Origin of the sequence: Arthrobacter sp. AG367 (assembly GCF_007828995.1) — a bacterium.
Lineage (GTDB): Bacteria > Actinomycetota > Actinomycetes > Actinomycetales > Micrococcaceae > Arthrobacter.
On the sequence record NZ_VIVE01000004.1, the window covers coordinates 176,410 to 189,779 of the forward strand.

General features: G+C 68.3%; 10 protein-coding genes. 5 read left to right on the forward strand and 5 right to left on the reverse strand.

The genetic code is table 11. From position 1 onward, the window contains the following. Nucleotides 1-40: 40 nt before the first annotated feature. Both FB478_RS13230 and FB478_RS13235 read right to left on the reverse strand, forming a co-directional pair. Nucleotides 41-1,468, reverse strand: coding sequence for an FAD-dependent oxidoreductase (locus tag FB478_RS13230; protein WP_056393029.1), 1,428 nt, complete (start codon nucleotides 1,466-1,468; stop codon nucleotides 41-43). Between the two features lie 75 nt (nucleotides 1,469-1,543). After that, nucleotides 1,544-2,539, reverse strand: a complete 996-nt coding sequence (locus FB478_RS13235; RefSeq protein ID WP_056393027.1) for a DNA topoisomerase IB — start codon at nucleotides 2,537-2,539, stop codon at nucleotides 1,544-1,546. Nucleotides 2,540-2,658: 119 nt separating this feature from the next. On the opposite strand from FB478_RS13235, the gene rarD reads away from it, so the two are divergent. After that, nucleotides 2,659-3,663, forward strand: coding sequence for an EamA family transporter RarD (rarD, locus tag FB478_RS13240; RefSeq protein WP_144600821.1), 1,005 nt, complete (start codon nucleotides 2,659-2,661; stop codon nucleotides 3,661-3,663). A gap of 78 nt (nucleotides 3,664-3,741) precedes the next feature. Here the strand turns inward: rarD and gabT are convergent, their stop codons facing one another. Next, nucleotides 3,742-5,112, reverse strand: coding sequence for a 4-aminobutyrate--2-oxoglutarate transaminase (gene gabT / locus FB478_RS13245; RefSeq protein ID WP_018769023.1), 1,371 nt, complete (start codon nucleotides 5,110-5,112; stop codon nucleotides 3,742-3,744). A 37-nt stretch (nucleotides 5,113-5,149) separates the two neighbouring features. Then, entirely contained in the window at nucleotides 5,150-6,580 is a 1,431-nt protein-coding gene (locus FB478_RS13250) for an aminobutyraldehyde dehydrogenase (RefSeq protein WP_056393178.1), read from the reverse strand. A 168-nt stretch (nucleotides 6,581-6,748) separates the two neighbouring features. Here FB478_RS13250 and FB478_RS13255 point away from each other — a divergent pair, with 168 nt between their 5' ends. Then, entirely contained in the window at nucleotides 6,749-8,185 is a 1,437-nt protein-coding gene (locus FB478_RS13255) for a PucR family transcriptional regulator (protein WP_056393023.1), read from the forward strand. Between the two features lie 43 nt (nucleotides 8,186-8,228). Here the strand turns inward: FB478_RS13255 and FB478_RS13260 are convergent, their stop codons facing one another. Continuing rightward, nucleotides 8,229-9,824 (reverse strand): CYTH and CHAD domain-containing protein, encoded by a 1,596-nt coding sequence (locus FB478_RS13260; protein ID WP_056393021.1) that lies wholly within the window; start codon nucleotides 9,822-9,824, stop codon nucleotides 8,229-8,231. A gap of 136 nt (nucleotides 9,825-9,960) precedes the next feature. On the opposite strand from FB478_RS13260, the gene FB478_RS13265 reads away from it, so the two are divergent. From FB478_RS13265 to FB478_RS13275, 3 genes are all read left to right on the forward strand, one after another. Continuing rightward, the gene (locus FB478_RS13265; RefSeq protein ID WP_056393020.1) at nucleotides 9,961-11,262 is read left to right on the forward strand and encodes an MFS transporter; all 1,302 of its coding nucleotides are present in this window, start codon (nucleotides 9,961-9,963) and stop codon (nucleotides 11,260-11,262) included. 4 nt (nucleotides 11,263-11,266) lie between these two features. After that, nucleotides 11,267-11,947, forward strand: a complete 681-nt coding sequence (locus FB478_RS13270; protein WP_018769018.1) for a FadR/GntR family transcriptional regulator — start codon at nucleotides 11,267-11,269, stop codon at nucleotides 11,945-11,947. Between the two features lie 146 nt (nucleotides 11,948-12,093). Beyond that, complete coding sequence (locus FB478_RS13275) at nucleotides 12,094-13,356, forward strand: AI-2E family transporter (protein WP_056393015.1); 1,263 nt, start codon at nucleotides 12,094-12,096, stop codon at nucleotides 13,354-13,356. Nucleotides 13,357-13,370 lie beyond the last annotated feature (14 nt).

Below are 13,370 nucleotides of genomic sequence, written 5' to 3' on the forward strand. Positions count from 1 at the left end.
CCTCCCTAAGTAACCACCTGCTGGTGGAGTGCGGCCGGAGTCAGCCGCGGGAGATGCGGATCATGTCTTCGCGCGGCACCACTTTGATCCGTTCGCGCACCACGTGGTCCAGGCCTTCGGGTCCGGTCCAAGCGGCCCCGAGTCCAGCCTCATGGGCGTCGAGCTTGTTCCACCCTTCCCAGGTGGTGTATTCGATGCCGCGTTCCTCGAGCAAGTCGATGATGGCCTGGGGATCCGGGTTTTGTGCAGCGGGGAGGTTCGGCCGGTCCTCCAGCAGGAAGCCGATGGTCTCCAGCGCATCGCCCTTGGTGTGGCCGATGAGCCCGACGGGTCCGCGCTTGATCCAGCCCGTGGTGTAGATGCCCGGGACGGGGTTCCCGTCGGCATCCAGGACGCGTCCGCCCTCATTGGGGATGACGCCGCGCTTGGCGTCGTACTCCAGTTCGTCCAGGGCGGAGCCGTGATAGCCGATGGCCCGGTAGACAGCCTGGACGTTGTATTCGACGTACTCCCCGGTGCCCTTGGCGTTGCCGGTCCCGTCCAGCTGCATGCGCTCAAACTTGATGCCGCCCACCCTGCCCGTGCCGTCGTCGAGCACTTCCACGGGGCTGTGCAGGAAGTGCAGGTGCAGCCTGCGGGAGGAGGGGCTCTCCGACTCCGCGTGCTCCTCAACCAGCCAATTGGTGAGCGTGTTCACCATGGTCTTGACCTGGTTGTTGCTGCGGATGGCCTCATCCGAGGCATCGTCGAATTCAAAGTCCTCCGGATACAGGACGATGTCCACGTCGTCCATATGGCTGAGCTCGCGCAGCTCCAGCGGGGTGAATTTCACCTGGGCCGGTCCGCGGCGGCCGAAAACGTGGACGTCCGTGACGGGCGAGGACTTCAGGCCCTGGTAGACGTTGTCCGGAATCTCGGTGCTCAGCAGCTCCTCGGGGTGCTTGACCAGCATGCGGGCCACATCCAGGGCCACGTTGCCGTTGCCGATGACGGCGATTTCCCTGGCCTCGAGCGGCCATTCCCGGGGAACATCGGGGTGCCCGTCGTACCAGGACACGAAGTCGGCGCCGCCGAAGGAACCCTGGAGGTTGATGCCGGGAATGTCCAGGTCCGCGTCCTTCACGGCGCCCGTGGAAAAGATCACGGCATCATAGAAGGCCCGGAAATCGTGCAGGGTAAGGTCCCGGCCGTAGGTCACGTTGCCCAGGAACCGGATGTCCCCGCGGTCCAGGACCTTGTGCAGGGCGTTCACGATGCCCTTGATGCGGGGGTGGTCCGGGGCCACGCCGTAACGGATCAGTCCGTAGGGCGCGGGATAGGCCTCGAAAAGGTCGATGCTGACCTGGAAGTCGCCGTCCTTCACCCCGCTGGACTTGGTGAGGATGTCCGCAGCATAGACTCCTGCCGGTCCTGCGCCGACGATCGCGACGCGGAGGGGACGGTTGGCGGTTTCGCTCTTGTTGGACACCGGGAGCCCTTCTGAACTGGTCCTGCTCACGTTTCATGAGACTGCGCCGCGTCATGCAGCGCACAGTCCCCCATTCTAGTTGGCGGCCAGGGCCACCACCTTGCCTTCGCGGTACAGGAGTGCCCGGAGTTCGGCCTCCGCCGAGTCCAGGCGCTTTGGATCGATGGTCTCTCCGTCATGGAAGTGGTCCAGGACGCGGGGGTCCACGTAGCTCTTCCGGGCGATGGAGGGTGTGTTGCCCAGCGTCTCCGCGGCCTCGTGCATGGCCCGGCTGATGGCCCGTTTCCGTTTGGCCGCCGTGCGCTGGGGGCCGGTCCGGGCAAGGCTTGCCGCCGCGGCCACCGTCCCGCGAAGGGTGCGGAAATCCTTGGCGGTGAAGTCCGATCCGGTCCGCTCCTTCACGTAGGCGTTGATGTCCGCGCTGGTGACCGGACGCCAGATCCTGCCCTCCTTGTAGGCCAGGAGCCGGGCGTTGGGCCCGCGGCGCTTGAGGAGGCGCAGCACGACGGCGAGGTCCGGGTCGCGGATCTCCGATTCCCAGTCCTTGCCGCTCTTGCCCGGGAAGCGCAGCAGGATGCGGTCCTTGCGGACCTGGACGTGGGCGCACAGCAGGGTAGCCAGGCCCCGGCTGCCGTTTTCATTGGTGTAGCGTTCGGATCCGACGCGCAGGGATCCGCTGTCCAGCATCCGGAACGCGGCCGCCAGGACCCGCTCGCGGGTGAAGCCATCGCTGCGCAGGTCCATGGTGACCATGCGGCGTGCCGCGGGCAGCGATTCGGCCAGCTGGAGGGACCGGTCGAACTTCACCCGGTCCTTACGCTCACGCCACTCCGGGTGGTAGATGTACTGGCGACGGCCCACCGCGTCCACCCCGGTGGCCTGGATGTGGCCGTTCTCAAACGGGGCAATCCAGACGTCCGTCCACGCGGGCGGGATGCCGATGCTCTCCAGCCGGTCACGGACGGGACCGGGCGGCAGGGTGGAGCCGTCCAGGTCCCGGTAACTGAAGCCTTTGCCTGCCGGCACCCTGCGGTAGCCGCGGCCCGAGGCGTTGCTGCGCCGGAGCCTCATGGGGCCGACTGCGGGGTACGGGCACATGTCATGAAAGAAAGCCTACTGACTATTTTCGGGTTTTCCCGCCTGCCTCCCGGAATACCTGCCCGCGGGCTGCTGTTATGGAGAGCGTGCCCATGCCAGAAGGAACCCCCGTAGCCACCTCCCACACGTCACGCTCCACGGCAGGTGATGCGGTGCCCGCGGGTCCCAAGGCAGTCGCCGGGGATTCGACGGCGGGAATGCTGTTCGGCATCGGCGCGTACGTTTTGTGGGGGCTGCTCCCGCTGTACTTCTTCATCCTGATGCCGGCCGGCGCCGTCGAGATCGTGGCCAACCGCGTGGTGTGGTCGCTCCTGTTCTGCGCCCTCCTGATCACGGTCACCCGGGCGTGGGGTGCGCTGGCTGCCGCGCTGAAGGACCGCCGCGTATTTGGTTCCCTGGCGCTGGCTGCTTTCCTGATCGCCATCAACTGGCTGACCTATACCTACGGCGTGACCACCGGGCAGGCGGTGGAAACGTCACTGGGCTACTTCATCAACCCGCTGGTCTCGGTGCTCCTCGGCGTGCTGGTCCTGAAGGAAAAGCTGCGTCCGCTCCAGTGGGCCGCGGTGGGCGTGGGCTTCGTGGCCGTGGGCGTCCTCACCTACTCCTACGGGAAGTTGCCGTGGATTGCGCTGACGCTGGCGTTCAGCTTCGGCCTGTATGGCTTCGTCAAGAACCGGGTGGGGTCGAGGGTGGACGCCATCACCAGCCTCAGCGTGGAGACCATGGTGCTGGCACCGCTGGCCGCCGTGGCCATGGTGGTCCTGGCCGCGAACGGCAACTCCACGCTGACTTCCCAGGGGCCCGGGCACTTCTGGCTGCTGCTGGCGTCCGGCGTGATCACCGCCGTTCCGCTGCTCTTCTTCGGCGCCTCCGCGCGGCGGCTGCCCATGACCACCATCGGGCTGCTGCAGTACTTTGCCCCCGTGCTGCAGTTCCTGGTAGCGCTGCTGGTGTTCCGGGAGGCCATGACCGTGGAGCGCTGGATGGGGTTCGGGGTGGTGTGGCTGGCACTGCTCCTGCTGACCCTGGACATGCTGCGGACGGCGCGCAGGAACTCGGTGGCCCGCCGGGCAGCGCTCCGCCAGGCCGCCTAGAAAGCGTCCGATGACAAAGAAGGTGGGCTCCCAACCGGGAGCCCACCTTCTTTGTGTTGCCGGAGGGAGTCGTTCCGGTTAGGCGTTGGCCTTGATGGCGGCGGCGAGGACATCCAGGCCGTCGTTCAGCAGTTCGTCGGTGATGACCAGCGGCGGCAGCAGGCGGATGACGTTGCCGTAGGTGCCGCAGGTGAGGATGATGACGCCTTCCTTGAGGCAGGCGGCGGCAACAGCCTTGGTCAGTTCCGGGTTCGGCTCCTTGGACCCTGCCTGGACAAGTTCGACGGCGAGCATGGCGCCGCGGCCGCGGACGTCGCCGATCACGGCGGTGCCGGAGCCGGCCAGTTCAGTCTGCAGGCCGCGGAGCCGGCCCAACGCGAGTTCCTCGATGTGGCGGGCACGGCCGTTCAGGTCGTACTCCTCCATGGAGCCGATGGAGGCCAGCGCCGCGGCGCAGGCCACCGGGTTGCCGCCATAGGTGCCGCCCAGGCCGCCGGGGTGGACGGCGTCCAGCAGGTCGGCGCGGCCGGTGATGGCGGACAGCGGCATGCCGCCGGCGATGCCCTTGGCCATGGTGATGATGTCCGGGACGACGCCCTCGTGGTTCACTGCGAACCATTCGCCCGTGCGGCAGAAGCCGGACTGGACCTCGTCCGCGATGAAGACGATGCCCTTTTCCTTGGCCCAGGCGGCCAGCGCGGGCAGGAACCCCTCGGCGGGAACGATAAAGCCGCCCTCGCCCTGGATGGGCTCGATGATGATCGCGGCCACCTGGTCGCCGCCGATCTGCTTCTCGATCATGGTGATGGCACGCTTGGCGGCCTCGGCACCGGTGATGGAGGGGTTTTCCTCGCGGTACGGGTAGCTCATGGGCATGCGGTAGACCTCGGGAGCGAACGGTCCGAAGTTGGTCTTGTACGGCATGGCCTTGGCGGTCAGCGCCATGGTCAGGTTGGTGCGGCCGTGGTAGGCGTGGTCAAAGGCGACGACGGCGTCCCGGCCGGTTGCCAGGCGGGCCACCTTGACGGCGTTTTCCACTGCTTCCGCGCCGGAGTTGAAGAGGACGGTGCGCTTTTCGTGGTCGCCCGGGGTGAGGCGGTTCAGCTGCTCGGCGACCGCCACGTAGCCTTCGTACGGGGTGACCATGAAGCAGGTGTGGGTGAAGTGCTCCACCGCTTCCTTGACGGCGCCGACGACGGCGGGATCGGACGCTCCCACGCTGGTCACGGCGATGCCCGAGCCGAGGTCGATGAAGGAGTTGCCGTCGACGTCGTGGATGATGCCGCCGTCGGCGTCTGCAACGTAGACCGGGACGCTGGAGGCGACGCCGGCAGCCACCACGGACTTGCGGCGTTCGGTCAGTGCCACGGACTTGGGGCCCGGGAAGTCGGCCTGGACGTTGCGCTTCTGCTCCAGGCGGTAGGTGATGTCTGATGCGGTGGTGGTCATGGGAAGGCCTTTCTTTGAAGCCTGGCGGTGGGTGGTTTTACGCGTCGAGGGCGGACATCACGTGCTTGATGCGCGTGTAGTCCTCCACGCCGTACATGGAGAGGTCCTTGCCGTAGCCGGACTGCTTGAAGCCGCCGTGCGGCATTTCGGCGGTGAGCAGGATGTGGGTGTTGATCCAGACGGCGCCGAAGTCCAGGTCGCGGCTCAGCCGCATGGCGGTGCCGTGGTTGGTGGTCCAGACACTGGAGGCCAGGGCGTAGTCCACGTCATTGGCCATGGCCACTGCCTCTTCTTCGGTGCTGAACTTCTGCACCGTGATGACCGGGCCGAAGGTTTCCTTCTGCACCACGTCGTCGGTCTGCTTTGCTCCGGTGATGATGGTGGGTTCGAAGAAGTAGCCCTTCTCCCCCGCGCGGTGGCCGCCGGTTTCGATCCGGCAGTTGGCCGGCAGGTTCTCCACCACCGACGTGACGGCGTTGAAGTGGTTCACGTTGTTCAGGGGGCCGAAGTAGTTGTCTTCGTCGTTCTGCGAGCCGGTGTGCAGGGTCCTGGTGTGCTCCACCATGGCGGCCACGACGTCGTCGTGCACGGACTCCTCCACCAGCACGCGGGTGATGGCGGTGCAGTCCTGGCCGGCGTTGAAGAAGGCGAACTCGGCGATGGCCGCGGCGCTCTTCTTGATGTCGGCATCCTTGAACACGATGGCCGGAGCCTTGCCGCCGAGCTCCAGGTGCGCACGCTTCAGGCCCTTTGCGGCACCGGAGGCAACGGCGATGCCGGCGCGCACGGAACCGGTGATGGACACCAGGCCGGGGACCTTGTGCTCCACCATCATGGCGCCTGTTTCGCCAGTGCCGAGCACCACGTTCAGCACGCCGGCCGGGAAGATGCCGCCGGCCAGGCGTGCCAGGACCAGGGTTGATTCGGGGGTGGTGTCCGACGGTTTCAGGACCACGGTGTTGCCGGCCGCGAGCGCGGGGCCGATCTTCCAGATCGCCATCAGGAACGGGTAGTTCCAGGGCGCCACCTGGGCCACTACGCCGATGGGTTCGCGGCGGACGTAGGAGGTGTGGCCCTCGAAGTACTCGCCCGCGGACTTGCCTTCCATGATGCGGGCGGCGCCGGCGAAGAAGCGGAGCTGGTCGGCGCCGGCAGCCACTTCCTCGGAGGCGATCAGGGAGCGGACCTGGCCGGTGTTGCGGTGCTGGGCTTCGACGAGCTCGTCGCTGTTGGCCTCGATGGCGTCGGCGAGCTTGAGCAGCATCAGCTGGCGCTGGCCCGGGGTGACATGCTTCCAGGTCCTGAAGGCGTCCTTGGCAGCCGCCATGGCGGCATCGACGTCCGCCTGCACGGAAACGGGGGCCTGCGCCACCACGTCGCCGTTGGTGGGGTTGACCACGTCCAGCAGGGTGGTGCCGGCGGGGGTGACGAACTTCCCGTTGATGAAGTTCTGCAAGGTTTGGACCACGGTGTGCAACCTCTTTCGTAAGGGCCATCGGCGGCCGGGCGGAGACCACGACGGATGGATGGAACTGCCTTGAGCCTATGCCAGCGCCCAAGCGGGGTGAATAGCCACCTGCACACCCTTGCCAAAGAGGTTTAGTGCGGTTGCCCAGCTCACGTTTATCCTTGCTTCATGGCCATTTCCCTTGCTGCCCTGGTGGGCGTGTCCTCCCTGAAGCTGTCCAAGGCGGGCGTGGCGGAGACTACCTGGAACCAGGACATCAACTGGGTTGCCGTCACGGAGCTGGAGGATCCCCAGCGGTTCCTCAACGGCGGCGAGCTGGTCCTCACCACCGGCCTGCGGCTGCGTTCCGCCCCTGAGCAGCGCCGTTTTGTCCGCCAGGTGCAGCGCGCCGGCGCGGTGGGCATCGGTTTCGGCGTGGGCCTTTCGCATGAGGCGGTGCCGCCGGCCCTCCTGGCGGAGGCCAACCGCTGGGGCCTGCCCGTAGTGGAGGTGCCGTACGAGACCCCCTTCATTGCCATCACCAAGCTGGTGGCGGACGCCCAGTCGGCGGACCACTACGCCAAGCTGGAACGGCTGATCGCAGGGCACCAGGTGCTGGCGCGGGCGCTGCTGACCGGCGGCGGACTTTCCGAGCTGTTGAAGAACCTGGGGGGCATGCTGCGTACCGACATCGCGCTCACGCAGTTCACGGCACAGCTGTACAACAGCAGCACCGCCAGCCCGTCGGCGGAGACCTGGTCCAGCTATCCCGTCCCTACCGGGCGGCGCGATGCGTGCACGCTGTGGGTGCGCCAGCCGTTCGAGGACACAGGGATCATTGGCTACGCGCAGAACCTGATCAGCGTGGAGCTGAACAACATGGTCAAGCAGCGGCAGGCCCAGCGTGCCCTCTGCGGCCAGGTGCTGGAGGACGTGATCCACGGCGCGCTGGAGACCAGCGAGGCGCAGCGCCGCCTGGCCGGCGTGGGCGTGAACAGCACCCGCAAGAACGTGGTGCTGCTCGCTGTTTCGGCCGCCCATGGCAAGGCCCTGGGGAGCACCTCGGTGCCGCTGGAACTGGAAAAGGCCGTTGCCGCCGTCGTGGGCAAGGACCTGGTACTGGTGGTCAATGACGACGGCGGGACGGCGCCGGCGCTGGCACGGAAGCTCAGCGACCACCTCGCCGAAGCCGGGATCCACGCCACGATCGGCATCGGCGGGGCGTACACCAAGCCGAACGGCCTGCGCTGGAGCTACTTCGAGGCCCGGGACGCCGCCAGCCACGGCCTGCCCGTCAACGAACCCGAGCGGCTCAGCCTGACGTCGCTGCTGCTGGCCAGCGAGGATGTGCCGCTGGCGGATATGGCCCACGAATCACTGAACCCCCTGCGGTCCTTCGATGCCACACACGGCTCTGAGCTGATGGCCACGCTGGAGAGCTACCTGAACAACAACGGCTCGGTGGCCGCGGTGGCGGAGGAGCTCACGCTGCACCGCAACACCGTCCGCTACCGGCTGGCCCAGATCACCGAACTGACGGGGTACGACCCCGCCGTCACCGCCGACCGGGTGCAGCTGTGGCTCGCCCTGGCCGTGGCCCGGTTGTCGGCCCGCCAGGGCCGGTAGGCAGGGAGGCAGAATAGGGGGCCGGCAGCGCCCTGCTGCCGGGTCAGATGACGCCGTGCCCCAACAGGTCGCGGGATTTCTTCCAGGCCTTCCGGAAGCCGGCCCGGGCTGCCAGCATCCGTTCTTCCTGCCGGCTGAGCAGGTGGGCATAGATGCCTGCGGCGGCCGCGTCGGTGTTGTCGGCGGCGACACCGGCAAGCAGGTCACGGGCCACTGCGGCGTCCTGGAACCTGCCCAGGATCTTTTGCTGCCGGCGGGCGGCCTTTGCCACCTTGCCCGCACGCTTGCCATGCACCAGCGCGGCTGATTCGGCCACGTGGCGCAGCCGCTTGGCGTCCTTGCGGACACGGTGGAGGGCAAGTTCCTGTTCCCTGCCGCGCCGTGCCCCCTTGGCAGCCTTGCGTGAGCGGCGCAGCCGTTTGGCGGCCTTGTCCACCGCCTTTGCCGCCGCCCGCCGGCCGGCCGTCACAGCTTCGGCCCGCACCGGCGGGTTGTCCCGGAAGTCCTCGAGCTTGTCCAGGAGCCGGAAGTAGCGCTCCGTTCCCAGGGCTTCGCGCAGGAGCCGGTACGCGTCGTCGTAATCGGCGGCCGTGCGCTGTTCCAGCCCTGCCGTTGCTCCCGCAACACCGTCCCCGGGCGGCAGCCCGGCCAGCTCTCCGCGGAGCTGCTCCCGCAGGACTTCAGCGTCGCGCGGCCGGCCCAGCAGCTGGCCCAGCCACTTCAGCTCGCTCCGCAGCTTGCGCACCGGCGACGCCCGGTACAGCCTCCCGTAGGCGCCCAGGACCGAGCGGATCCGGCGCGTTGCCGAGCGCATGGCATGGACCGCTTCCGGCTCCTCGCCCCGGACAGCGGCGTCGGTGGCAAGGATCTGCTCAATCTGCGCCCCCACGTACACGGTGACGACGGCGGCTGCGGGGGCGCGCTTTCCGGCCAGCAGCGCCGGGCTGCCTTCGTCGCCGGCGGGGCCGGCGGCGTCCCCGCTGCCGGGGGACCGCGTTCCGGCCGCCTTGCCCGGCCCCAGTGCGCGGGCCAGCTTGGAGGCGTGGCCTGCGGGGCGGGCGCCGGCAGCGGCAAGCAGTTCCTCCACCGGGCCAAAGAGGCCTGGGTCGCCGTGAACCAGTTCCAGTTCCCACTCGCGCCACTGCTGCCGGGTGGCTGCGGCCCCATCCTGCAGCCGTTCCGCGGTGACCTGGTCGTCGGCGAGGTCGGCGAGGTGCACGCCGTCGTCACCGTACAGGGGGTAGGTGGTGCGCCGCGCGTGCAGTCGGACCACCGGCACCGGGACGGCACCCCTGAGGTAGGCATGCAGGTGGGTGAGCAGGGCGTCCGGGACCACGTCCGGGCGGCCCAGGGGTGCGTGCAGTTCCGTGCGTTGCTGCGGGCCTTCCCCGGCTGCGGCGGCGGCCTGGGGTGGCAGCTTCAGGTGCCACCCGGCGTCCTTCCCGCCCGTTCGCCGGCGGAGGGTGATGCGCCGGGCGGCGAGGGAATGCTTTGGCGTGTCGAAGTAGACCGCTTCAAGGAGATCGGTATGCGGCTTGCCCATGCGGGCCACCCCTGCCGCCTGCTCCAATGCGGGCACTGCGGCGCCAGTGTCGACGTCGTATTTTTTCTCGATCTCGAGTCCCCGGGAAGCCTCCACAGCCGTCCTTCCGCACCACCTGGTCCGCGCCAGGCCCTCCGACAGTCCGTTGGCAGTCTATTGCAGCGGCGCCGGACCGGGAGAGGTTGGCCACAAAAGCGCAAACATCAAACGTCTAACCTTTAGTGTGGAGGGTATGTCCGCCACTCCCCCCGCTTCCCCGCCCGCAAGCATCCAGGCGCCCACCGCAGCCCCCGCCGCGCCGGCACCCGGCATGGCGCCTGCCAAGCCACGCTCCGCCGTCGTGTTCGGTGTCATTGCGTTGGTGCTGATCGGGCTGAACCTCCGCGCGGGCATCACCGGGGCGTCAGCCCTGCTGCACGACCTCCAGTCGGTACTGGGCTACGGGGCGTTGGTGGCGGCCATCATTCCGTCGATTCCCACACTCTGCTTCGCGGTGGCCGGCGCCGCGACGTCCTGGCTCAGCGGCAAGGTGGGTGTGGAGAAAGCCATCCTGCTGTCGCTGGCCCTGCTGGCCGGCGGCCTGTTGCTGCGCGGCATCCCCGCCACCGGCATGCTCGTGGCCGGCAGTGTGGTGGGCATGTCCGGACTGGCCATCTGCAACGTGGCCATGCCGTCCTTCATCCGCGAGCACTTCGCATCCCGCACCTCGCTCATGACCGCCGTCTACACCGTGACCATGACCACCGGCGGCACCCTGACCTCCGTCCTGGTAGTACCCCTGGCCCAAGCCCTCGGATCCCCGTCCGCCGCGGTGGGCGCCGTGGGCATCGCTGCCGTGGCCGCCTTCCTGGGGTTCCTGCCCGTGGCACTGCACGCGCACCGCAACGCCGCCCCGGCCTCGGGCCTGCGCGTGTCCCCCTGGCCGCTGTTGCGGACCCGCAAAGGTCAACTCCTCACCGCGATCTTTGCCCTTCAGGCCCTGCTCGCGTACGCCCTGCTCAGCTGGTTTCCGTACATGCTCACCACCATGGGCCTGAGTGCCTCGGACAGCGGACTGATGTTCGGGCTCATGCAGCTGGTCTCGGTTCCGGCGGGCATGGTGCTGATCGCCATCGGCTCCCGCCCGCGGATGCTGCGCCCGGCGTTCTACCTGGTGAGCATCACCATGGCCGTGGGAATCCTGGCGCTCCTGGTCCTTCCCGTGGGGCTGGCGGCCGCGCCCGCCGTCCTGCTGGGCTTTGGCCTGGGCATCTTCCCGCTGGTGATGGTCATGATCAGCCGCAGCGGCACCAGCACCGCCGAAACCACTGCACTGTCCACGCTGGCCCAGTCGTCGGGTTACCTGCTGGCCACGGTGGGCCCGTTCGGCATGGGCCTGCTGCACAGCGCCACGGGCGGCTGGATCCTGCCGCTGGTGCTGCTGCTGGCACTGGCCCTGGTACAGATTGTGGTATCCCACCTGATTACCGGCCACGCCATGACCGGAAAGCCCGCAGGGGCAGCTCCGGTCCGGGCTGCGGACGGAAGGAAGTAACGCCATGTCCTTGAGCCCGTCAGTCCGGCCGCCGCTCGCCGCCGAAGTCACGGCCAAGCTGCGCGGGATGGTCCACTCCGGCGAGTGGGCCCTGAACCAGCGCATCCCGCCCGAACCGGAACTCATGGCCCGGCTCGGCGTCTCCCGCGGGACCCTCCGTGAAGCGGTCAAGGCCCTTGCCCACGGCGGCATGCTGGAGGTCCGGCGCGGGGACGGCACTTATGTGCGCGCCACAAGCGAGATGTCCGGCGCCGCGCAGCGGATGTACCAGGACCACACCGAGCAGCACATCCTTGAGGTGCGGCTGGGCCTGGACACCCAGGCGGCCCGGCTGGCCGCCCGCAATGCCACGGACGACGACGTCACGGCCCTGCGTGCCCTGCTCGCCAGCCGGGACCAGGCCTGGAACAACGGGGACGTCGACGCCTGGGCGGACGCCGACTGGCACTTCCACGAAGGCATCGCCCGGGCGTCCGGGAACCCGCTGCTGCACGAGCTCTACGCCAGCTTCGGAACCGCGTTCCACCAGGATCTCCTCAAGCAGCAGCGCCGGCCCGGCTTCAACGGGCTTCCGCGGGACGGCCACGAGACGCTGCTCGCTGCGATCGAGCGGCGCGATGAAGACGCTGCCGTCGCCACGGTGAACCGGAACCTGAACTCCTGCGCGGAGTGGCTGGCCGAGTAGTCCCGGCGGTACACCCTGCGGGGAAGGGCCCGCTCCGGGGTTTCCGCACCCCCAAACCATCAGTAGGCTTACCATCTGACGAAGGTTGTTCTGCCCTGCGCCGCATCCCGTGGCGCAGGGCACCCTCCGGACGATGAGGAGTACCCATGGCGCGATCAACACGCCTTAGTGATCAAGAGCTGGGCAACGAGCCCCTCCGGCAGGCGCAGGACGGTGCAGCGGCTGCCGATGGGGCACATGCCGATGCCGGGCGGCCGGGCGGTGCAGCCCGCCAGGGTCAGCGCCCAGGCACCATCAGGAAGGCCTCCGGGTCCAGGCCGCCGGGCGCGCTCTGGTCTGACGGCCTGGGCAGGGCAGGCACCCGCGCAGCCCAGGTTCTGCTGGTTGTGCTGGTGGTCGCCGTCTCCGTCTTCGCGCTGATGCAGATCAAGCTCCTGGTGATCCCCGCCCTGATCGCCCTGATCCTGGCAGCAGCGATCGGCCCGTTCGTGAACATGCTCCGCCGCCGCGGGATACCGGGCGGCCTGGCCACCGGCATGGCGTTCGTGGCGCTGCTGGTGATCCTGGCCGGCGTGTCCACCGTCATCTATTTCTCCGTCCGGAACCAGTGGGGCGAACTGGCGGCGCAGGCCTCCTCCGGCCTCGACGAGCTGGAGCAGTTCCTGCTGACGGGGCCCATCCCCATCGAGCAGGAACAGCTCAACCAGGCACGGGAGGCGGTGGTGCAGTTTGCCACCAGCAGCCAGGTCCGCTCCGGCGCGGTCACCGGGCTGTCCGTGGTGACCGAATTTATTGCCGGGGCCAGCCTCATGGTGGTCATCCTGTTCTTCTTCCTCAAGGACGGCGCCAAGATCTGGGACTTCTTCCTCCGCCCCTTCTCCGGCCAGCGTGAAGCCAAGCTGCGCCGGTCCGGACGCCGCACGCTCGAGGTTTTGGGCGGCTACGTCCGCGGCACCGCGATCGTGGCCCTGGTGGATACCGTGGCCATCGGTGCGGCGCTGCTGATCATGCAGGTACCGCTGGCCATTCCGCTGGCCATCATCGTCTTCATTACCGCCTTCATCCCGCTGGTGGGGGCCACGGTCGCAGGCATCCTGGCCGCCCTCGTGGCGCTTGTTGCCAACGGGCCGGTGGTGGCCCTCATTGTGGTGGCCGTCGTCGTCGCGGTCAACCAGCTGGAGGGCGACCTCCTGCAGCCGGTCGTCATGGGCAAGTCGCTTCAGCTCCACGCCCTGGTGATCCTCATGGCATTGACTGCCGGCACCATCCTGGCCGGGATCGTGGGCGCGGTCCTGTCCGTGCCGCTGGCGGCGGTGGCCTGGGCCATCATCCAAGTGTGGACAGCCGAGGACCCGGACCTGAAGGACATGAACCCGGACCTGCCCCCCGCCAATACGCAACCGGTCTAGTGGGCTCCGCCCCA